This window comes from Actinokineospora auranticolor, from assembly GCF_041897805.1.
Taxonomy (GTDB): Bacteria; Actinomycetota; Actinomycetes; order Mycobacteriales; family Pseudonocardiaceae; genus Actinokineospora; species Actinokineospora auranticolor.
Window position 1 is genome coordinate 5,132,102 of sequence record NZ_CP154825.1, and the last position, 20,527, is coordinate 5,152,628.

General features: G+C 71.5%; 21 protein-coding genes and 2 pseudogenes. 18 read left to right on the forward strand and 5 right to left on the reverse strand.

Annotation, left to right across the window (positions count from 1 at the left end; genetic code table 11):
* Window positions 1–10: 10 nt before the first annotated feature.
* Window positions 11–523 carry a DUF4157 domain-containing protein gene (locus tag V5P93_RS22275; protein WP_104478939.1) on the reverse strand — a complete coding sequence of 171 codons (513 nt, stop codon included), beginning with the start codon at window positions 521–523 and terminating at the stop codon, window positions 11–13.
* A 179-nt stretch (window positions 524–702) separates the two neighbouring features.
* Between V5P93_RS22275 and V5P93_RS22280 the strand changes: the two genes are divergently transcribed.
* Genes V5P93_RS22280 through V5P93_RS22295 form a run of 4 tightly spaced genes read left to right on the forward strand, consistent with a single transcriptional unit; the run spans window position 703 to window position 3,314 of the window.
* On the forward strand, window positions 703–2,226 hold the full coding sequence (locus V5P93_RS22280) for a phage tail sheath family protein (RefSeq protein ID WP_104478938.1): 1,524 nt from the start codon (window positions 703–705) through the stop codon (window positions 2,224–2,226).
* A gap of 16 nt (window positions 2,227–2,242) precedes the next feature.
* On the forward strand, window positions 2,243–2,683 hold the full coding sequence (locus V5P93_RS22285) for a phage tail protein (protein ID WP_104478937.1): 441 nt from the start codon (window positions 2,243–2,245) through the stop codon (window positions 2,681–2,683).
* Window positions 2,680–3,159, forward strand: a complete 480-nt coding sequence (locus V5P93_RS22290; RefSeq protein ID WP_104478936.1) for a hypothetical protein — start codon at window positions 2,680–2,682, stop codon at window positions 3,157–3,159. The genes V5P93_RS22285 and V5P93_RS22290 overlap by 4 nt, the downstream gene beginning before the upstream one ends.
* Window positions 3,156–3,314, forward strand: a complete 159-nt coding sequence (locus V5P93_RS22295) for a DUF6760 family protein (RefSeq protein WP_181043451.1) — start codon at window positions 3,156–3,158, stop codon at window positions 3,312–3,314. The genes V5P93_RS22290 and V5P93_RS22295 overlap by 4 nt, the downstream gene beginning before the upstream one ends.
* Here V5P93_RS22295 and V5P93_RS22300 read toward each other — a convergent pair.
* Complete coding sequence (locus V5P93_RS22300) at window positions 3,286–3,606, reverse strand: hypothetical protein (RefSeq protein WP_146108001.1); 321 nt, start codon at window positions 3,604–3,606, stop codon at window positions 3,286–3,288. The two genes, V5P93_RS22295 and V5P93_RS22300, sit on opposite strands and share 29 nt — an antisense overlap.
* A 2,373-nt stretch (window positions 3,607–5,979) precedes the next feature.
* On the opposite strand from V5P93_RS22300, the gene V5P93_RS22305 reads away from it, so the two are divergent.
* The 12 genes and pseudogenes from V5P93_RS22305 to V5P93_RS22360 all read left to right on the forward strand — a co-directional run bounded on the left by V5P93_RS22305 (window position 5,980) and on the right by V5P93_RS22360 (window position 16,134).
* Entirely contained in the window at window positions 5,980–6,399 is a 420-nt protein-coding gene (locus tag V5P93_RS22305; RefSeq protein ID WP_104478934.1) for a hypothetical protein, read from the forward strand.
* A 9-nt stretch (window positions 6,400–6,408) separates the two neighbouring features.
* Window positions 6,409–6,834, forward strand: a complete 426-nt coding sequence (locus V5P93_RS22310; RefSeq protein WP_104478933.1) for a phage tail protein — start codon at window positions 6,409–6,411, stop codon at window positions 6,832–6,834.
* On the forward strand, window positions 6,831–7,553 hold the full coding sequence (locus V5P93_RS22315; RefSeq protein ID WP_104478932.1) for a LysM peptidoglycan-binding domain-containing protein: 723 nt from the start codon (window positions 6,831–6,833) through the stop codon (window positions 7,551–7,553). The genes V5P93_RS22310 and V5P93_RS22315 overlap by 4 nt, the downstream gene beginning before the upstream one ends.
* 228 nt (window positions 7,554–7,781) lie before the next feature.
* Window positions 7,782–9,554: a VgrG-related protein gene (locus V5P93_RS22320; RefSeq protein WP_104478931.1), complete on the forward strand. Its 1,773-nt coding sequence runs from the start codon at window positions 7,782–7,784 to the stop codon at window positions 9,552–9,554.
* 543 nt (window positions 9,555–10,097) lie between these two features.
* On the forward strand, window positions 10,098–10,418 hold the full coding sequence (locus V5P93_RS22325; RefSeq protein WP_104479062.1) for a PAAR domain-containing protein: 321 nt from the start codon (window positions 10,098–10,100) through the stop codon (window positions 10,416–10,418).
* Window positions 10,415–10,816: a GPW/gp25 family protein gene (locus V5P93_RS22330; RefSeq protein ID WP_104478930.1), complete on the forward strand. Its 402-nt coding sequence runs from the start codon at window positions 10,415–10,417 to the stop codon at window positions 10,814–10,816. The genes V5P93_RS22325 and V5P93_RS22330 overlap by 4 nt, the downstream gene beginning before the upstream one ends.
* The gene (locus tag V5P93_RS22335) at window positions 10,816–12,747 is read left to right on the forward strand and encodes a putative baseplate assembly protein (RefSeq protein ID WP_104478929.1); all 1,932 of its coding nucleotides are present in this window, start codon (window positions 10,816–10,818) and stop codon (window positions 12,745–12,747) included. The genes V5P93_RS22330 and V5P93_RS22335 overlap by 1 nt, the downstream gene beginning before the upstream one ends.
* Before the next feature lie 487 nt (window positions 12,748–13,234).
* Window positions 13,235–13,786, forward strand: coding sequence for a phage tail protein (locus V5P93_RS22340; protein ID WP_104478928.1), 552 nt, complete (start codon window positions 13,235–13,237; stop codon window positions 13,784–13,786).
* Window positions 13,783–13,845: pseudogene (locus V5P93_RS22345) on the forward strand (zinc-ribbon domain-containing protein); the annotation flags it as partial. The gene V5P93_RS22340 and the pseudogene V5P93_RS22345, both read left to right, overlap by 4 nt.
* 171 nt (window positions 13,846–14,016) lie before the next feature.
* Window positions 14,017–14,796 carry a zinc ribbon domain-containing protein gene (locus V5P93_RS22350; RefSeq protein ID WP_245931252.1) on the forward strand — a complete coding sequence of 260 codons (780 nt, stop codon included), beginning with the start codon at window positions 14,017–14,019 and terminating at the stop codon, window positions 14,794–14,796.
* A 230-nt stretch (window positions 14,797–15,026) separates the two neighbouring features.
* Complete coding sequence (locus V5P93_RS22355) at window positions 15,027–15,605, forward strand: GtrA family protein (protein ID WP_104478926.1); 579 nt, start codon at window positions 15,027–15,029, stop codon at window positions 15,603–15,605.
* A gap of 76 nt (window positions 15,606–15,681) precedes the next feature.
* Window positions 15,682–16,134, forward strand: coding sequence for a carboxymuconolactone decarboxylase family protein (locus V5P93_RS22360; RefSeq protein WP_104478925.1), 453 nt, complete (start codon window positions 15,682–15,684; stop codon window positions 16,132–16,134).
* A 139-nt stretch (window positions 16,135–16,273) separates the two neighbouring features.
* On the opposite strand, the pseudogene V5P93_RS22365 reads toward V5P93_RS22360, so the two are convergent.
* Window positions 16,274–16,612 (reverse strand): annotated as a pseudogene (locus V5P93_RS22365) (cold-shock protein); the annotation flags it as partial.
* Between the two features lie 573 nt (window positions 16,613–17,185).
* A complete protein-coding gene (locus tag V5P93_RS22370; protein WP_104478924.1) occupies window positions 17,186–18,292 on the reverse strand; it encodes a hypothetical protein in 1,107 nt (368 codons plus the stop codon).
* A 230-nt stretch (window positions 18,293–18,522) separates the two neighbouring features.
* Between V5P93_RS22370 and V5P93_RS22375 the strand changes: the two genes are divergently transcribed.
* Together V5P93_RS22375 and V5P93_RS22380 are read left to right on the forward strand one after the other, a co-directional pair.
* Window positions 18,523–18,801 carry a hypothetical protein gene (locus V5P93_RS22375; RefSeq protein ID WP_104478923.1) on the forward strand — a complete coding sequence of 93 codons (279 nt, stop codon included), beginning with the start codon at window positions 18,523–18,525 and terminating at the stop codon, window positions 18,799–18,801.
* Window positions 18,802–19,228: 427 nt separating this feature from the next.
* Window positions 19,229–19,351: a hypothetical protein gene (locus tag V5P93_RS22380; RefSeq protein ID WP_281261658.1), complete on the forward strand. Its 123-nt coding sequence runs from the start codon at window positions 19,229–19,231 to the stop codon at window positions 19,349–19,351.
* 410 nt (window positions 19,352–19,761) lie between these two features.
* Here V5P93_RS22380 and V5P93_RS22385 read toward each other — a convergent pair whose 3' ends face one another.
* On the reverse strand, window positions 19,762–20,472 hold the full coding sequence (locus V5P93_RS22385; RefSeq protein ID WP_104478922.1) for a L,D-transpeptidase: 711 nt from the start codon (window positions 20,470–20,472) through the stop codon (window positions 19,762–19,764).
* Window positions 20,473–20,527 lie beyond the last annotated feature (55 nt).

The following is a 20,527-nucleotide window of genomic DNA, read 5'->3' on the forward strand; positions in this document are numbered from 1 at the left end:
CGCCGAGCCGTCAGTCGGCGTGCTCGTCGGGCATCGGCTCGGACATCACCCGGTGCGCGTTCGCCTCCGCGGCGCGCTCGAAGGAGTCCGACGGGTCCGACACGGACACGCCGTCACCGTTGTCCGTACCCGACACCGGCCCGGACCGCTGCTGCACGACGTGGGTCAGCTCGTGGGCGAGGGTGTGCATGTCCATACCGCCCGAACCCACCACTACGTGACTCCCGGACGTGTACGCGGCGGCACCCAACTCCTCCGCCGACCGCTGCGCGACGGTGTCGGTGTGCAGGCGAACATCGGAGAAGTCGTGGCCCATCCGGGACTCCATCTCCGCGCGCACGGGTGCGTCCAGCGGTGTGCCCCCACCGGACAACACAGAGTGCACCAACCCCCCGTCGGCCACCGCGCGATTGCCCACTACGCGCTGCAAACGCAACAGCTCGTCGGTGGGCGTCCTCTGTGCACTTGTCGCACGAGTCGGTGCCTTGGTCGTCTCATCGGACTTCTTGGCGTACTCACGCATGCGGTCAGTCCTACCCGCACCACGACAGCCACCCCAGTGCGGTAGGGGCACGGAGAGGTGCACCCCGCCTTCCCTGCCCGGAAAGGCATGGCCACTGCCCGGTGTCGGGGTCCGGCGGACCTGCCGCGCCGCCCGCGCCCGCGCGAGGCTTGGGGCCAGCCGACCGCGAAGGAGCGAGCATGCCGTCCTACCTCTCCCCTGGCGTGTACGTGGAGGAGGTCCAAACCGGGGCCAGGCCGATCGAGGGCGTCGGCACGGCGGTCGCCGCGTTCGTCGGCTTCGCCGAGGAGGGCCCGTTCCACCGGCCCACGCTGGTCACCAACTGGAGCCAGTACACCCAGACCTTCGGCGGTTTCACCGAGCACACCTACCTCGCGCACGCCGTCTACGGCTACTTCGCCAACGGTGGCGGCGCCGCCTACATCGTCCGCGTCGGCGGCCGGTCCGCCGACTCGTCGGTGCCCGAGAAGCCCACGACCGGCGAGACCGTGCGGCTGGGCACGCTGCGGATCAGCGCGCTGCCCGGCGCGACCTCCGAGGTGACCGTGCAGGTCGCCGACGCCGACGGGGAGAACCCGCCGGAGGACCGGTTCAAGCTGCTGGTCAGCCAGGACGGCAAGGTGGTGGAGACGCACGAGGTGTCCACCCGCAAGAACATCAAGAGCTACGTCGTCACCCAGGTCGCGGAGCGGTCCAGGCTGATCCAGGTCACCGAGGCCCCCGGCACCACCCTGGCCAAGCCGGAGCGGCAGTCGGTCACCGTGCCGCCCGCCGGGCCCCCGGCGGCCGCCCCGGTCGACGCCCAGGAGTACGTCGGCGACCTCGCCGAGCGCACCGGCTTCGGCGGTCTCGAGACCGTCGACGAGATCACCATGGTCGCCATGCCCGACCTGATGAGCGCCTACCAGCGCGGCCTCATCGACGCCGAGGGCGTGCGCACCGTGCAGCTCGCCGCCATCTCGCACTGCGAGCAGATGGGCGACCGGGTCGCCGTCCTCGACGCCCCGCCCGGGCTCAACGCGCAGCGCGCGCGGGAGTGGCGCAACGACGAGGCGGGCTACGACTCCCGCTACGCCGCCCTCTACTACCCGTGGATCAAGGTGTTCGACCCGCCGACCGGCCGCAACACGCTGGTCCCGCCCAGCGGGCACGTCGCCGGGATCTGGGCGCGCAGCGACGCCGAGCGCGGCGTGCACAAGGCCCCCGCGAACGAGGTGGTGCGCGGCGCGGTCGACCTGGAGGTGTCGCTGAGCAAGGGCGAGCAGGACCTGCTCAACCCCATCGGCGTGAACTGCCTGCGCGCCTTCGCCGGGCGCGGCGTGCGGGTGTGGGGCGCGCGGACGCTGTCGTCGGACCCGGCGTGGCGCTACCTGAACGTGCGGCGGCTGTTCAACTACCTGGAGGAGTCGATCCTGGTCGGCACCCAGTGGGTGGTGTTCGAGCCCAACGACGACCGGCTGTGGTCGAGCATCCGCCGCAACATCGGCGCGTTCCTGCACGAGGAGTGGCGGCGCGGGTCGCTGTTCGGGCGCACCGCCGAGGAGGCGTTCTACGTCAAGTGCGACCGGGAGAACAACCCGCAGGGCTCCATCGACCTCGGGCAGGTGGTGTGCGAGATCGGCGTCGCGCCGGTCAAGCCCGCGGAGTTCGTCATCTTCCGGCTGGCGCAGTTCAGCGACAGCACGAGCCTGATCAACGAGTGAGAGGGGCACAGACGACATGGCCGAGGGCGACACCCTTGCGACACACCGGTTCGGCGTCCAGCTCGGCGGGGTCACCGTCGAGTCCGTGAAGGAGGTCAGCGGGCTGGTCGTCGAGCAGGACGTGGTCGAGTCGATGCAGGTGACCAGCCGCGGCAAGCCGATCAACAAGAAGCAGCCGGGCGGGCACAAGGGCGGCGAGGTGACCATCACCCGCGGCATGGACAAGAGCCCCGAGTTCACCTCGTGGATCAACAAGACGCTGCTCAACGGCGACGTCGAGGACGCCAGGCAGAACCTGACCATCGAGGTCATGGACACCAAGGGCGACACCGTCCGGCGCATGCAGCTCTTCGACGCCTGGGTGAGCAAGTGGGAGGGTCCGGGCCTCAACGCCACCCAGTCCTCCGGCGCCGACGAGAAGGCGACCATCACCTTCGAGCGAATCGAGGTCGAGTGAGGCGCCGCACGGTGTCGGTCGCCGACCTGGACGCCCTCGCGTCCAGGTCGGCGCCGGACACCCCCGCGCCGGTGTCCGCGCCGCCCGTGTCGGAGGAGGAGGGCGGGCTGCGCACGGAGTTCGAGTTCGAGCTCCCCCGCGGCTACCTGGACGAGCAGGGCCGTCTGCACCGCACCGGCAGCATGCGCCTGGCCACCGCCCGCGACGAGCTGCGGCCCCAGGTGGACGTGCGGGTGAAGGAGAACCCGGGGTACCTGAGCGTGGTGCTGCTCAGCCAGGTCATCACCCGGCTGGGCACGGTCACCGACATCCACCCCGGGGTGGTGGAGCGCATGTACGCCACCGACATCGCGTTCCTGCAGGAGTTCTACCGGCGGGTCAACAGCGAGGGCCACACCCGGGCGGGCGTGCGCTGCCCGGCCTGCGACTCGGAGTTCGAGGTCGAACTGGCCGGTGGGCGCCTGGGGGAATCGTGACGTACGCGGCCGACCGGCTGCTGGAGGAGGTCGCGTACGTCGCCTACCACTTCCACTGGCCGCGCGCCGACATCCTCGACCTCACCCACGACGAGCGGCGGACGTGGGTGCGGGAGATCGCGCGGATCAACAACCGGATGAACGGGAGCGGGTGACGCGGATGTGGCCGTGGCGGCGCAAGCGGTCGACGAACCGGGACGCCGGGGCCGCGGCCTCTCCCGTGTCCCCTGTCTCCCCGTTGTCGGAGTGGCGCGCGGCGCCGCCGATGCCGACCGTGATCCAGCGGACCGGGCAGTGGGCGGACTTCAAACCCAGCCTGGCGTCGTGGCGCCCGACCGGCCTGATGACGGACGTGGGCCACGCGGTGTCGGCGGACGCCCCCGCGGGCACGATGCGCGGGATCAGCCGATCGGTACCGGGCACCACGTCGGCCGGGACTCCCCGCACGCGCCCCGCCCCTCCCGACCGCCGCCCTGCCGCGTCACCCGGCGCCCATCCGGCTCCCGCCCAGCCCATTCCCGGTGGACCCTCTGCGACTGCCCGATCGGCCTCGGCACTCGATCACCCCGTCGCGCAGCGCACCCCGGCCACCGCACCCCGCGGGACCGAGTCGCCCCAGCCCGACGCGAACTCGCGCTCCTCCGCGCCGCCCCTTGATCACCCCGTGGCCCACCCGCCCCTCGGCGCCCCGCCTGCGCACTCCCCGGGCATCGCACAACCCACCCCGTCCAGCCCGGCCCGGAGCGACGAGCAGACTCCCGCCACCGCGGGCCTCCACTCCTCGACGCAGCCGGCCCCCAATCTCCCGGTCGCCACCGCGCGGTCCCGAACCAGCCCGTCCGGCTCGGTTCCCCAGCACGTCGCCCAACGCGCCCTCGCTCGCCCGACCTCCGGCGACCACCAATCCCCTTCCGGCACGGCCCCCCACCACCTCTCCGCACAACGCGCCCAGGCCGCTCCGTCCAACAGCGACGGGCAGACTCCCTCCTCCACCCGGGCTCTCAATCTCCCCGCCGCACAACGCACCTCACTCCACCCGCTTCACCGCGACGCGCGATCCCCGTCCAGCAGCTCCCAAACCAACCCATCCAGCCTGGCCGGGAGCGACGAACACAGCCCCGCTGCCGCTTCCCCCTCCGCGCACCCTGGATCCCAAGCCGACGCCGGACCGCCCCGCAGGGACGAGCAGGTCCCTGCGACCAGGCCCCCTCGCTCCCAGACCAACCCATCAACCTCGGCAACCGGCCACCCCACCGCACAACGCACCCCAGCCCACAACAGCGATCTGCCCCTTACTGCCCCACAGCACCAGTCCCCCGCTCACTCAACATCCGACCACACCACTACGCAACGCACCTCCCTCCACCCACCCCACAGCGACACGCACACCCCCCGCCGCTCCACCGCCAACTCGGCGCCCGAGCACCCCATCGCGCAACGCACTTCGGTCCGCCCGCCTTACAGCGACGCGCAATCCATTTCCAATACCCCCCTCCGGCCCACCACTCCCACGGGATCCGAGCACCTCACCGCGCAACGCTCTTCACTCCGCCCGCCCCACAGCGACGCGCAATTCCCCTCCAGTACACCCCTCCAGCCCACCACTCCCACGGGATCCGAGCACCCCACCGTCCAACGCTCCGCACCCCACTCTCCCTACAGCGAAACGCAATCCCCTTCCAGCACTCCTCTCCAGCCCACCCCCTCAGCATCCGACCACCTCACCCTCCAACGCTCCCCACTACGCCCTTTGCCTCACAGCGACGCGCAATCCCCCTCCAGCACTCCTCTCCAGCCCACCGCCCCCTCGGCACCCGAGCACCCCACCGCGCAACGCTCCCCACTCCACCTGCCCCACAGCGGCACGCAATCCCCTTTCGACACCCCCCTCCCGCCTCCCCCAGCATCCGAACACCTCCTCGCGCAACGCTCCCCGCTCCGCCCGCTCCACAGCGACGAGCAAACTCCTGGCCCACAGCACCTCGGCGCCCAACACCCCCTCGCCCGCCCAACTTCCGGCGGCAACCAATCCCCCTCCACCACAGGCCTCCACCCCACCGCCAAGTCGGCCTCCGATCACCCGGCCGCACAACGCACCCCCGCTCGGCCGCCCCTCGGCACCCCCCATTTCCCCTCCCCGCGGCCCAACCCGCGCACGACCACTCGGACACCTCTCCGCCCCGCGGCAACCAGTACCCCCTCCCCACCGCACGAACATCACCCGACCACGTAGCCACCCCCACGGCAGCCCACCACACCGCCGCACAAGCCACGTCGACCAACCACACGCCCTCCAATACAGCCTCGACTGTCGCGCAACGCAGCCCGCTCCACCACACCGCGCGCCCACTCGGCGCCACGCCCTCAAGCCCGGTCACCGGCCCGCGCCCCCAGTCGCCCGACGGGGAGTCATCCCCGCTCCTCGACCGGTCCGCGCCGCGCGTCCCACCCACCGGGCCGACCGACTTCCCCGGCGCGCAACGCAGCTCGGGCACACGAGCAGGCGACCCGGACTCGGTTCAACGCTCCACCCCTCCCCTGCCGCTGATCGACAACCTCCAGCCCGCGCTGAACCGCCCCCGGCGAACCGCCCCCACCGTCGATCGTCCTCTTCGGACTCAAGCGCGCGCGGAGTCCACACCCGACCGTCCCCCGATCGGGCGAATCTTCCTCGCCGCCCACCCCCGCCCGGACAGTTCCGCAGGTCAGGACAGTTATCCACATACCTCAAAGCCATCCACAGCCCCGGCCGATCCGGCCCACACCCCTTGCGTCGAAGGCAAACTGGTCCTCAGCCGACCCGACCAAGGGAGAACAACGATGAACACGACCCCCACCCTCGGAGTGGCGCAGCGCGCGCTCCCCACCCTGCGCCCCGCCACCCACCACGCGCCCGCGCCAACCCCGAAACCGCACGAACCGACACCGACGGTCCAACGAGCACCCCTCGAAGTGCTGTCGGCACCCCGAAAACCACCGGAGGTGGCCAAACCCGCACCGCGCACACCGGTCCAACGCACCGCGCCGCTGCCCCACCCCGGCGCGGCGGGCCCGGCCTCGGCATCCGACCTCGGCGCGGCGACCGGGAGCAGACACCTGAAAGCCGTGCCCGAGCGCGAGAACCACAGCACCGCCGACCTCGACGACCTGGCCCGCAGGCTCTTCGACCCGCTCAGCAGGCTGCTGCGGGCCGATCTCCGGCAGTCCCGGGACCGGGCGGGCCGCCCGTACGACCGATAGGACGAGCAGATGACCGACCGTGTCTTCGCCACCAGCGTGTACTTCCGGCTCGCCATCGGCGGCGACGACCTCGGCGCGTTCCACACCTGCACCGGGCTCGGCGCGCAGGTGGAGGTGGAGCAGTTCACCGAGGGCGGCAACAACGGCTTCACCTGGCAACTCCCGTCGCGCATCACGTGGACGAACATCACGCTGAGCCGCCCGGTCACCGCCGACACCACGAAGGTGTCGCGGTGGTTGGAGCAGCTGGTGCGCCGGGTGGAGCGCAAGAACGGCGAGATCGTGGCGCTGGAGCCGAACCTCACGCCGATCGCGCGCTGGCAGGTGCTGGGGATCGTGCCGGTGAGCTGGCAGGGCCCGTCGTTCGACCCGTCGTCGTCGCAGGCGGCGGTGGAGACCCTGGAGATCGCGCACGAGGGGTTGCGGGCGTCATGAGCCGCGGCATGGCCAGGGCGCAGCTGCTCATCCTCGAACCACCACCCAAGGTGGGCGCCAAGCCGGGCGCGGTGCTGGAGCGGGTGCGGTTCCAGTTCAACCCCAACCGCCTCTCGCTGACCAAGAGCACCGAGTGGCGCCGCAAACCGTCGCGGATGGCCGCCGAGTCGGCCACCCCGGAGTTCGTCGGCAGCGGCCCCCGCTCCCTGTCCCTCGAGGTGTTCCTCGACGCGACGGACACCCACGACGGCTCCGTGGAGCGCAAGGTCGAGCAGCTGATGGTCGCGTGCGTGCCGACGGAGAAGAGCCTGCGGGCGAAGAAGCCCGCGAGCCCCTGGGTGCGGTTCGAGTGGGGCAGCGGCCGCACCACGTCCTTCGACGGCGTGCTGTCGAGCTTCTCGGTCGAGTACACCCTCTTCGACACCGACGGCTCCCCGCTGCGGGCGACCTGCGCCGTCGGCATCGAAGAGGCCACCGCCGACGCACTGGGCCAGAACCCCACCTCCGGCACCCCGGAGGCCAGCCGCACCCACGTGGTGGTCGCGGGCGACACCCTCGCCCAACTGGCCTGGCAGGAATACGGCGACCCCGCGGCGTGGCGAACCATCGCGGAAGCCAACGACATCGACGACCCCCTCGAACTCCTCCCGGGCAGCGAACTCCTCGTCCCCACCACCGCCGACCCGGCAACCCGCGTGCCCACGGAGGTGGCTGTCTGATGCCCGCGACACGCGACAACCGATCCCACCTCGTGATCGGCCCGACCGCGCAGGACGGACACCCACCCGCACACCGGGGTGCGGCAGGTTCGCCTTCCGATTCGCCCCCGCGTCCACGCCGTACCGGTGGCAACGGTCCCATCAGCGCCTCGATCGCCCTACTCGGTGCCGGTGACACCCGTGCCCGGGGCACATCACCGCGGTCGAACACCCGAAGGGCGGGGTGACATGGGCGGGGGTGGACGCGCGGCGCGGTCGTACGCGGCGGATCCCATCGTGACGGCGGGTGGGCCGTTGTCGAAGGTGTGGCAGCAGCAACTGGTGCGGACGGTGGTCGACGAGAACGTCGGCCTGCCCGACTCGGCGACGCTGACCTTCCGCGACCCGTACCACGACCTGTTGCGCGAGACGGGGATCACCATCGGCAAGGCACTCGAGGTCGCCGTTGCGGTGGCCGACGGCGGCGCGCCGGAGCCGTTGTTCAGCGGTGAGGTGACGGCGGTCGAGCTGGACTCGGACCAGACCGGTTCGTTCACCGTGGTGCGGGCGTTGAGCAAGGTGCACCGGCTGATGCGCGGCCAGAAGGTGAAGGCGTTCCGCAACGCGACGGCGCAGTCCATCGTCAACGAGGTCGCGCGCGGGGCCGGGTTGACCGTCGGTCGGGTTCAGGCGCAGAAGGTCGTCTACGCGCAGCGGACGCAGGGTGGGGTGTCCGATTGGGACTTCCTGGCCGATCTGGCCCGCGAGCACGGCGCCGTGGTGCGGGCGGACCGGCAGGGGAAGCTGGAGTTCGTGCGGCTGAAGCCCGCGTCGTCGGCGCCGAGCCCGTCGACGCCCGCGAAGAGCAACCGGTTCGTATTGCAGTACGGGCGCAACCTCGTGGCGTTGCGGGCCGTGCTCACCGCCGCGGACGCGGCCGGGTCGGTGCGGGCGCGCGGGTGGAACGTCGACACGAAGAAACCCGTGCTGGCCAACGAGACCACCGGCACCAGCCAGACGGTCAAGACCGGCCTGGCGGGGACGAAGGTGGTCAAGGCGTTCGGCACGGCGACGGCCCTGGTCACCGACGTCCCGCACGCCAACCAGGCGGAGGCGGCGACGACCGCCAAGGCGCTGGCCGGGTCGGTGAGCGCGGGCGTGGGCGAGATCGAGGCCGTCGCCGAGGGCGACCCGAAGCTGCGGGCAGGCGTCCCGGTGGCGCTGGGCGACGTGGGCCCGGACTTCTCCGGCCGCTACACGGCCACCGCCGTGCACCACACCCTCGACCCGGAGCTGGGCTACCGCACGACGGTGCTGGTCAGCGCGTCGCCGGACCGGTCGCTCGCGGCCCTGGCGGCGGGCGACCGGGTGACGCCCCGGGGGCCGCGCATCCCCGGGGTCGTGTCCGGGATCGTCACCGACATCAAGGAAACCGGCGGCAGGCAACGCGGCTGGGTGAAGCTGCGGTTCCCGTGGCTGGACGACACGTACGAGACCGACTGGGCGCGCACGGTCCAGTGGGGCGGGTTGGGCGGCGGCGGGGTGTTCAGCCCGGAGGTCGACGACGAGGTGCTGGTCGCGTTCGAGCAGGGCTGCCTGGACCGGCCGTACGTCATCGGCGGGCTCTACAACGGCCAGGACGTGCCGTCGCGGCACCAGCTGCCGCTGGTGGACCGCGCGGGCAAGGTCAACCGGCGGTCGCTGGTGTCCCGCAAGGGCCACCGGCTGGAGTTGATCGACGGGCTCACCGGCCCGCCCGGGGTGCGGATCGCCAGCGGCAACGACCGGCTGGAGATCCGCCTGGACAACACCAAGAACACCATCGACCTGACCGTGTCCGGGGTCGGGGGGCGCGGCTCGATGACGTCGGTGCAGTTGCGGCCGGACGGCATCACGATCGACGCGGGCGCCGGGTCGCTGGACCTGCGCGGGGCGTCCGTGTCGATCGAGGGGCAGCGCGCCGTCGACGTCGACGGCGGTCTGCTGGCCACGCTCAGCGGCCGGATCGTGCGGATCAACTGATGACCCCGCACCAACACCGACGCGGCCACCATGGACGGTTCCGCCCGCCGCCCGCCCGAGCTCAGCGGGCGACACGAGCGCGGCCGGTTCCGCTCGACCACCAACCTCACCCGCGCCCACGAGACCCCCACCGCGACACCGGAACCGGCCCGCACCAACACCGACGCACCCCAAATGACTACAGTGGACAGTGCCGAGCGTCGCCCGCCCGCGCCCGGCGGGCCGCCGCGCCCGACGACCGATATCGGTCGACCGCGGCCCCGCCGGGCCGCCTTCGGCGGCAAGCGGCGAGAGCGGCTCGGCCCCCGGCAGGTACCCGTCGACCGGGCCGGAAGTCGTACCCGACCTGGATCGTCCCGACCCGCCGGGCCGCCCCTGCCCGCACCGCCTCATCGACCCGGCCGACCACGTCCCCGGCAGGTCCGCGTGGCCGGAACCGGGACCCGAGTCGACCCCGACCGCGCACACCCGGACACCCCGGTCGCGAGCACGGCCCCCGCGACACCACCTGACCAGAACCGATCCCACGAGGAGAAGACACCGATGCCCGCCGCGGCCAGGATCACCGACACCACCAGCCACACCCGGCTGCCACCGCCGACCGGTGTGCTGCTGGCGCCGGTCCCGCCGCCGCCCCGGCTGATGTCGGTGTTCATCGCCGGGCGGCCCGCGGTCGTGCTGGCGTCGGTGCACCAGTGCGCGATCCACCCGCAGCTCGGTCCGCTGAACCGGGTCATGCCGCTGCCCCGGCCGCGGCAGGTCTTCGTCGGCGGGGCGCCGCTGGCCTGCGTCGGGGACCTGACCACCTGCGGCGCGACCATCCTCACCGGGGCGCCGAACGTGATCATCGGGGAGCGGCCGTGAGCGAGCGGTTCATCGGGCGCGGCTGGGCCTTCCCGACCGGTGTCGGACCCACCGGCGGCATCGCCATGGTCGAGCACGAGCGGGAGATCGAGCAGGCGATCCGGCTGATCCTGGGCACGGCGCCGGGTGAGCGGCCGATGCGCCCGGAGTTCGGCTGCGGCATCCACGACTTCGTCTTCGCCCCCAGCGACGGCGCCACCGCGGGCCGCATCGGCTACGAGGTGCGGTCGGCGCTGCGCCGGTGGGAGCCGCGGATCACCGTGTCGGACGTGCTGGTCTCCTACGACACCGCCGACGCCGGGGTGCTCTACGTGGACGTGCGCTACACGATCCGCTCCACCAACGACCCGCGGAACCTGGTGTTCCCCTTCTACACGATCCCCGAGGGAGGCGAGTGATGGCGCTCCCGGCCCCCAACCTCGACGACCGCCGCTTCCAGCAGCTGGTCGACGAGGCCAAGCGCTTCGTGCGGCAGCGCAGTCCCGAGTGGACGGACCACAACGTGTCCGACCCCGGGGTCACGCTGATCGAGACGTTCGCGCACATGGTCGACCAGGTGGTGTACCGGCTCAACCGGGTGCCGGAGCGGCACTACCTGGCGTTCCTCGACCTGCTGGGGGTGACGCTGTTCCCGCCTGCCGCGGCGCGCGCGGAGGTGGTGTTCTGGCTGTCGGCGGCGCGGCGGGAGACGGTGCCGCTGCCCGCGGGCACGGAGGTGGCGACCCAGCAGACCGAGGACGGCGAGGCGGTGGTGTTCGCCTCCGTGGCCGACCTGCCGATCGTGCCGTGCGAGCTGACCAGGCTGGTGACGGCGTCGGCGGACGGGGAGCACGTCGACCGCGGCAACGACCTGGCCGCGGGCCGGGACGTGCCGTGCTTCCAGGCCCGCCCCGCGCCCGGCGACGTGCTGTTGTTCGGGCTGACCGGCGCGGTCCCGCGGTGCGTGGTGGCGGTGCGGTTGGACAGCCGGGTGGAGGGCGTCGGCGTCGACCCGCGGCAGCCGCCGCTGGTGTGGGAGGCGTGGACGCCCGACGGGTGGCGGGAGTGCCAGGCGTTCGAGGACACCACGGGCGGGCTCAACCGGCCCGGCGACGTGGTGCTGCGCGTACCCGCCGGGCACGTGGAGTCGGTCGCCGCCGGGGTGCGGGCGGGCTGGCTGCGGTGCCGGGTGGTGGAGCCGGTGGAGGGGCAGCCGTTCTACTCGGAGTCCCCCACCGTCCGCGTCGCCGAGGTCGACACCATCGGCGGCTGGACCGACGTCGAACACGCGGAGACCGTGTTCGACGCGCACCTCGGCGTGTCCGCCGGGGTGCCGGGCCAGCGCTTCCGGCTGGGGCGGGTGCCGGTGCTCATGGATGGGCCGCCGGTGGTCGTGGAGGTGTCGTCGGTGGACGGGTGGCAGGAGTGGTCGGTCGTGGACCACTTCGGCCTGTCCGGCCCCCGAGACCGCCACGTCACCCTGAACGCGACCACAGGTGACGTCGAGTTCCCGCCCGGCGTGCGCGAGTCGGACGGCTCGCTGCGCGCCTACGGCGAGGTCCCGGCCAAGGGTTCGCACATCCGCGTCCCCCGCTACCGCACCGGCGGCGGCCGTAGCGGCAACGTCGCGCGCGGCGCCATCTCGGTGCTGCGCAGCTCGGTCCCGTACGTCTCCTCGGTGGAGAACCGCGAGGCGGCCACCGGCGGCGTCGACGGCGAATCAGTCGAGGAGGCGAAGGTCCGCGCCCCCCACCAACTACGAGTGCAGGAGCGAGCCGTCACCACCGAGGACTACGAGCACCTGGCCCGCCTCGCGGCCCCCGCCGCCGCCCGAGTCCGCTGCCTCGCCGTCGGCGCGGGCACGGCCCGAGTCCTGGTCGTCCCCCACGCGACCCCCGACACCCCGGGCGGCCCACTCCGCTTCGAGCAGCTGATCCCCACCGACGACATGCTCGCCGCCATCGCCACCCACCTGGACGAACGCAGGCTGATCGGCACCCGGGTCCAGGTGGAGCCCCCCTTCTACCAGGGCGTCACCGTCGTGGCCCGCCTCCACTCCACCGGCGGCGCCGAGGTGGAGCAGGCGGCCCTGGCGGCCCTGCACACCTATCTCGACCCCATCCACGGCGGCGAAACCGCCACCGGCTGGCCCTTCGGCAAACCCGTCCAATACGGCGCCATCTTCGCCGCCCTGCAACGGGTCCCCGGCGTGGACCTCGTCGAGGCCGTCCGCCTCTTCCCCGCAGACCCCATCACCGGCCGCCGAGGCCAAGCCACCGAACGCGTCGACCTGGCACCCCACGCCCTGGTCTTCTCCCACCAGCACCAGGTCACGGTGGTCGAACCATGATCCCCACCACGCGGCCGCACTACTCGAACTCGACACCCCGTCCACACCACGTGGTGCCCGAGCAGCGAGGAAACACCGCCTCGTCCACCCGCCGGCCGCCCCGCGCACGGCGGACCACACAGCGGCCAATCGCCACCCGGCCGGCCTTTGCTCGGCCAACCACCGCACCGTCACCCACCGCCCGACCGGTCACCGCGTGGCCCGCCACCGCACGACCGCTCTCCGCGCCATGGGTCACCGCACGACCGAGTGCGGCACGGCCGACCGGCCCTCAGCACGCCTTTGAACCGCCACCCACCACACAGCCGCCCGCTGTCGCGCGGACTGTCTCCTCTCCAACCACCTGCGCGCGGTCTGCCACAGCCGCACGGCCCATCTCCACTCGGCCGAACACCACACGACCGGCCGTCCCGCGGCCGACATCCCCGTGGCCCGCCGCCAACCCGCTCTTCGGACCGCGCCGGCACCCGAGGGCGGTGACCCGTCTATGACCCGTGCCGCCGTTCCCGGACTCGTCAGCCGCCGTCCCCTGGGCGAGGGGCTGCCCGCCGTCTACGCCGCCGACAGCTTCGTCCAACGCCTGACGGCAGGTCTGGACGACGTCTTCGCCCCCATTCTCGCCACCCTGGACAACTTCCCCGCCTACCTCACCGCCCACCTCACGCCCGAGGACTTCGTGCCCTGGCTCGGCGCGTGGGTCGCCGCCGAGCTCGACCCGCGCTGGGCCGCCACCGTGAGCCGGGGCGCCGTGGCGGGCGCCATGGCGTCGCACCGCGCCCGTGGCACCGCGAGGGGTTTGGTCGAGCGGTTGTGGCAGTGCGCCGGGGTGCGCGCCGAGGTCGATGACGGCCCCGGGTGCACCTGGTCCTCCACCAGCACCGACCTGCCCACGGAGGACGACGACACCCCACCCAGGGTGACCATCCGCGTATGGGCGGCGGCCGACGTCGACCAACCCCGGATCCGCGCCCTGGTCGCCGCCGCCTGCCCCTGGCACGTCGACTGGACCATCGAATTCCACGGGAACGGTGCCCCATGACCTGTCCGAACTGCGGTGCCCGGGTCCAACCCAACGACGACTTCTGCGGCAACTGCGGCACCTACCTCGGCTGGGGCCAAACCACCCCGGCAGACCCCGGACCCACCCCGCCACCCCCGACGAATCCCACCGGACCCCCGAGCGAGGCAGAACCCACCGAGCCCCCAACCGGGGAACCACCAACCCCGGAGCCGGACAAGCCACCCCGCGTGTCGAAGGTGTCGGGCGGCGTGACTCCGCACGCCCCGCCGGACACTCCCGGCGCCGTGCAGCCCGCCAAGCCCGTCGCGCCGCGCCCCGAGCGGCGGGTGGAGGTGGCCGAGACCGCCGTCGAGGGCCCGCCGTGTCCGTCCTGCGGGACCGCGAACCCGCCCGGGCGGCGGTTCTGCCGCCGGTGCGCCACCCCGCTGAACCCGGAGGAGCAGGAAGCCGCGGCGAAGCGGGGCCGCGGCAAGCTGGGCGGGTCGGGGGCGGTGAGCCGCCGCCTGATCCTGTTGCTGTTGCTCATCGCGGTGGTGATCGCCGCGGTCGCCCTCTACCCGCTCGGCGCCCGGCTGGTGCAGGACGTGCTGGACAAGACCTCCAAGACCGTGCCCACCGCACCCGCCGGGACGGTCGCGACCGCGGAAGTGCCGGGGCACCCGGCGACGGCGGCGACCGACGGGGCGAGCAACCGGTACTGGGGTTCGCCCGCCGTGGGCGCGTCCCTGGAGGTGACCTTCGACCAGCCGGTGCGGTTGTTGACGATCGTGGTGCACACCGGCCCGTCGGCGAAGGCGGAGGAGTTCGCGGCGGAGGCCAGGGCGACGCGGTTCGACATCACCACCACCGCCGCCGACGGCACCACCGAGTCGTTCCCGATGAGCCTGGCCGACGAGCCGGGCCCCCAACAGCAGGACACGGCCATCAGCGACGTGACCCGGGTCCGGTTGACGGTGCGCGCCGCCGCCGGTCTCGGCCCGGGCAAGCACATCGCCGTCGGGGAGGTCGAGTTCTTCAAAAGAGGCTGAAACCGGACACGGTGAAATCTCCGTGAAAAACCGCGCGGACATCGTCTAAACGCTGCCCGCCGGTAAGGTACCGTCGGCAACCCGAGGTCACACACGGTATCGCCGGGAAACTGTCGGGCCGCGTTCTCGATATTCTCGTCGACCGAACAATTCGCGAACCGCACCGGGCCACGCATAATCCAGGAAGCGGAAAACCGCCCGCGGACACGGTGATCGGCTAGATTGGCGGTATGCCACTCCGCGAGGTCGTCCTGCGCGCGCTCCCCGCACGCCTGCGCCCGTTCGCGCTCAAGCACCGGGAGCTGCTGAAGTTCGGCGTCGTGGGCAGCGTGGCCTACCTGGTCGACAACGGCACGTGGTACCTGCTGAAGCTCACGGTGCTCGAGCACAAGCCGGTCGTCGCCAAGGCGATCGGGGTCGTGCTGGCCACGATCGTGTCGTACGTCCTCAACCGCGAGTGGTCCTTCCACACCCGCGGCGGCCGCGAGCGGCACCACGAGGCCGCGCTGTTCTTCGCGATCAGCGGTGTGTCCATCTTCTTCTACACCGCGCCGCTGATGCTGTCGCGGTACGTGTTCCACCTGGCCACCCCGAACGTCAGCCTGGTCACCCAGGAGCTGTCGGACTTCCTGTTCGGCTCGATCGTGGGCACCGTGATCGCCATGGTGTTCCGCTGGTGGGCGTTCAAGCGGTGGGTGTTCCCGCACGCCGACGTCCGGGCCTCGCGCGCCGACCGCAGGCTGGGCAAGCTCGTGCCGTACCCCGTGCCGGCCGAGCAGCGGGGTGTCGTGGATCACTCCCCGAACTGACCGCGGCCTGTCACACCCTCCCGCGCCGCGTCGTCCACAGGGCGACCGACGAAGAAGACACTGGAGGGAACCCGCGATGAAGTCCCGTATGACCAACCCGGCTCAGGTCAACCCCGCGGCGATGAAGGCGATCCTGGCGCTGGGCAAGGCCACCGAGGGCCAGGGCGTGCCGACGGCCACGCTGGAGCTGGTGAAGCTGCGCGCCAGCCAGATCAACTCGTGCAGCTTCTGCGTCAACATGCACAGCGCCGACATGCGCAAGGCCGGGGAGTCCGACGAGCGCCTCTTCACCGTCGCCGCGTGGCGCGAGGCCCCCTACTTCACCGAAGCCGAGCGCGTGGCGCTGGAGCTGACCGAGGTGCTGACCCGCCTGGCCGACCACCCCGACCCGGTCACCGACGAGCTGTGGGCGCGCGCCCAGGAGCACTACGACGAGCAGGCGATCTCAGCGCTGGTGCTGGCCATCGCCAACATCAACACCTGGAACCGCGTCAACGCCGCCATCCGCCAGGTCGCGGGCAGCTGGTGACCCGATCCCGTGGGGGCGCCCCGCCGCGCCCCCACGGCGACCGATCGCCCCACCCTCAACCTCGCCCCAACCCCTCAAGCACGGCCCCAACGCCCTCAAGCGCAGCCTCCGCCCTCCTCCGGGGGTCCCTATGGGGTTGTCAAGCCGCGGCGGGAGCGGTTGCGGCCTCGGGGTGTCGGTAGTGGGTCGTGGTGCGGAGCATGGCGAACAGGACGTCGCAGCGGCGGCGGGTCAGGCAGATGAGGGCGGCGTTGTGTTTCTTGCCCTCGGCTCGCTTTCGGTCGTAGTAGGTCCGACTGGTGGGGTCGGACACGTGGGCGAAGAGGTCGTCGCCGCCCGTGTCCGGGGTGATGAACCCGAAGCCGCGGTCGCCGTCGTAGCGCGCGACGACGCCCTCGCCGCCTCGTGCGGGCACGTCCCGCGTGGCAGGTCCCGCAGTCGTGGCGGGTGCGGACCGCCGCGGCGCCGTCTGGGGCTCGGCGGCCATGACCGCGTCAACGGTGATCTGGTCCACCTGGCCGATGCCGACACCGGCTTCACCGAACAGGGCCGCCACGACCTGCTCCACACGTTGCTGCCTCGTCAGCGGTCCACCCACCCGTTCGCCCTGACCCCGCCGGTGAGAGGACGTACGTGGCGTGTCGTGGGTGGAACCGAGACTGGTGGGCGAGGTGGTGTATCGGCAGTTCACCCGCGGCGCCGGACGACGGCGCCACACCGCCTGGCGTGGCCTGCGCACCGACCGCGACCCCGACGAGGTCTACGCCCCCACCGCCGACCCCACGCCACCCACCACACCCACGGCCACGGCCACGGCCACGGCCACGGCCACGGCCACGGCCACGGCCACGAGAACCCAACCGCATCGCGCGCGAGTTCCTGCCCAAGGGCGTCGACACCCCCTTCGACCTCCGCTACCTCGCCGCCGAGATCAACGACCGACCCGCAAGACCCACGACTGGAGAAAGCCCAGCGAGGTATTCACCGAACTTCTCGAAGCTGGAGCTTCCACCGCTTGAACTCGCCGCGCCCTGTCTTCTGGCAGTCGTTCTTACTGGCCGGTGGGGGTGAGCAGGACTGCGAAGGTGGTGCGGTGCGACGTGCCGTTTTTGAACGCCTCGCCGACGATCTGGCCCTTGTTGTTGATCGCGTTGGCCCCGACGATGGTGAAGCCGGAGTTCGCCGGGATCAGCGTGTTCAGGTCGGTGACGACCCCGTTCTGGTAGACGAACGCGTCGAATCCGCTGACTGAGCCGACGACCGTGCCCGCGTCGTTGATCCCGTTCGCTGAGCCGCTGTTGGTGTCGGTGCCAGGGAAATGGAGGTCGGTCACGGTCCCGCCCGCGAACATCACGGCGTGGCCGACGCCGAACTCGTTGCCCCCGGTGGTGGTGGACACTCCCACGGCCACTCCGGCGGAGTTGACCGCTTTGGCCTCGGCGAAGGTGCCGCCGGGCAGGGTACCCAGGACCTTGATCTGGCCGTTGACCCATGCAACGGCGGGGAAGGTGGTCGCGGTGGTGGCCGAGCCCACCACCAGGCCGCTCTTGTTGACCGCGTCCGCCCGGGCGTTGTTCCCTGCGCCGGGCAGGTTGGGGAGTCTTGTGAAGATGCTCCCGTTGAGCGTCCAAGCGGTCGTCCTGTCGTTGGAGGTCAGGGTCTTGCCCACGATCAGACCGTTGTCGTTGATCCCGGTGGCCTCCACATCGGAGGTCGGGCTCTGGTCCACGCCCAGGTCCACCCCGTTGCCCGGGGCCTGCCACTTCATCGGCCGACCGAGACCCGGTTCAGTGGAGCCCGGAGGCCGGCGGAACCCGACCACCACTCCGGCGTTGTCGATCGCGTGTGGCGCGGTGAACTGCTGCGTGTTGCCGGGGTTGTCCGCCGTGGACAGGAACTGGGGCGTGTTGGTACCCGCCTTGATGACGAAGCCTTCTCCCCCCACCTCGGCCCCGGGCTCGAAGCCCGCGCCGATGATGTCTCCGTTGTCGTTGATCCCGAGGTAGCGCTGTGTCCCGGCTGGGCCGATCGTCAGCGTGTACCGCGTCGTCGCCGCGTGTGCCGGCGTCGCCAGGCCACCACCGACGATGGCCAGCGCTACCGCGCCGCCCGCGACGGTTGTCGCCGGGAACCGGGATCTGAAGGCGTTGCGTGACATGTGAACAGAGCCTCTCGTGTGCCAGCCGGCGCGGGGCCGGCGCCCCTTGGGGAGACGTCCTGGCCTCCTCGAAAGCAGGTACGCGGGCGGGTTACACATCGCCCCCCGCTGTCCGGGGTTCCACGGCCATTCGACGTTCTGAGTTGCCGTTACGGCGATTGCACTGTCGGTCGACCAGTCGAATGGCTGATCGTTTCGAGCGGGTGTGGGCCTCGTGCTCAGGTGACCCAATGAAGGGGGTCATCGCGGGCCGCCTGAGGCGGCACGTGCTCTGGCAGGGGATGCGCACCTGGCACCTCGGCCTGATGACGGCCATCGCGCGGGGCAACGCCCACGAGACCGGCCCCATGAACAGCGCCAAGCGGGCGGACAGCGCCAAGGACCAGTACAACTACTGGTTCGGGCGGTTCGCGAGGGCGAACGTCCCCTGGTACGTCACGCTACAGCGCAGTCCGCACCTGCACGGTCAGCGAGATTGCCGGGCGCCGGGCTCGGCGGTGCGAATCTGATCGCGCAGATGGCGACCGAGCCCTTGCAGGCTGCGCAAGACCTCGAGGTAGGCGTGACCGACCGTCGCCAAGGCGCATCACCCGCGCTAATGGCTACGTGCCAGGCACCCGCTCGTGACGTCACTGCCAACCATTGGACGGACCACGCGGCGGTGCGCGTGCCCTTCGAGTCAGCGCCGGTTCGGCGTGGATGAGCGGGCCAACGGTGTCGGGGAGTGTGTCGTCTACGAACGCCGGCGACCGCACATCGGATACCTAGGCTGCCGAGGCCACAGGCGCGTTCGTCGACACAGATCGTGACGGATCTGGAGTTTAGGGTCAGGTGAAAATGAACAGAAGTGCGGTTTCCGCCGTTTGAGTGGTTTCCGACCGCGTAGCGCTCGCTACGCTCTGCGCAACCGCAGAAGAGGAGGGAGGGAGAAAGACTGTGAGGAAACACAAGGAGGGGCACTGCCCGAACTGCCGCGTCACGCTCACGTGGCTGATGGCCACGGTGACGATGCTGCTCGCGCAGAGCGGCGTGGTGCCGGGCGTCCACCCGGGGGCCTAACCCCCCAGGTGGACATACCGCGCCAGCAACCAACTCGTCGGCCGGTCCTTATGGGCGGCAACCCTTGGGGCCGGTCGACGCCTTCGACCCGCAGTGATGCCTTGCAACATCGCTGCCGTCTTGACATCGGTTAGATTAGCGCCTAAAGAAACAGACGTCAGACCGTTCCCCGCCTGGATGGCTACGCGCGCATCCGGACGGCGATCTCCCGCAACGTTGCTGTCGACGGCTCCACCGTGGTGTCGGTGTCGGGCGCGGTGTCGAATGGGCCGCTGAGGTGTTCGTCAGGGATCTGGTGTCCCAAAGCCACAGTACGGTGATTCGCCGTTCGACAGCGGCAAGACTGACGTCGTTGACGCCCGGACGGCGTGGGGGTAGACCCTGTTGCCGCTTGCTGATCGAACCGGTCGTCACCCCAGGCCCCATCCTCCGGTGACGCCGCGGGGGGTACGTGCGGGCCAGAGGACGCCGATGTTGATGACGGGGTGGGCGGCAGGGTCGAGCCAGGTCAGGACCGCGTCCAGGGTCGGGGCGGGGATGCTGACGCAGCCCGCGGTGGGCTCGCCGGCGCTCACGTGCAGGAAGAAGGCCGAGCCCGCGCCGGGGACCACCGGGTTTCGGTTGTAGTCCATGACCACGGCCCGGTCGTAGACGTAGCCCGCCTTGCCCAGGTTCTCCCCCGCGGCCTCGTTGAACGGGCAGGTGCCGGGGGCGCAGCGGCGCGGGGTGTTGTAGTAGGCGGAGTTGACGTCGGAGACCCACCAGTCCGAGGTGTCGGTCTGCTTGTAGGGCAGCCGGGTCCCGTTGCTGGGCTTGTGGCCGAACGCCTCGGTCAGCGGCCACACGCCCGCAGGGGTCCTGAGGCTCGACTCACTGGCCTGCCCCACACCCGACTTGCCCACATACGCGCTGACCGGCCCGACCTCGGCCACCCACCCGGTCGAGGTACGCCGCCAGGCGGTGAGCGTCGCGGTGGTCGAGGTGGTGGTGGCCGCGACCACGGTGACGACCTGGTCCGCGGTGCCGGTGTAGGGCAGCGGCAACCCGGTCCTGGCCGAGGCGACACCGGTGCCCGCGAGCACCCCCACCACGGCGAGCAGGATGACGAGTCGACGTTTCATCAATTTTTCTCCTGGTTCATTCGGAACCCGGCAGGCGAGCGCCACCGGGGAGCAC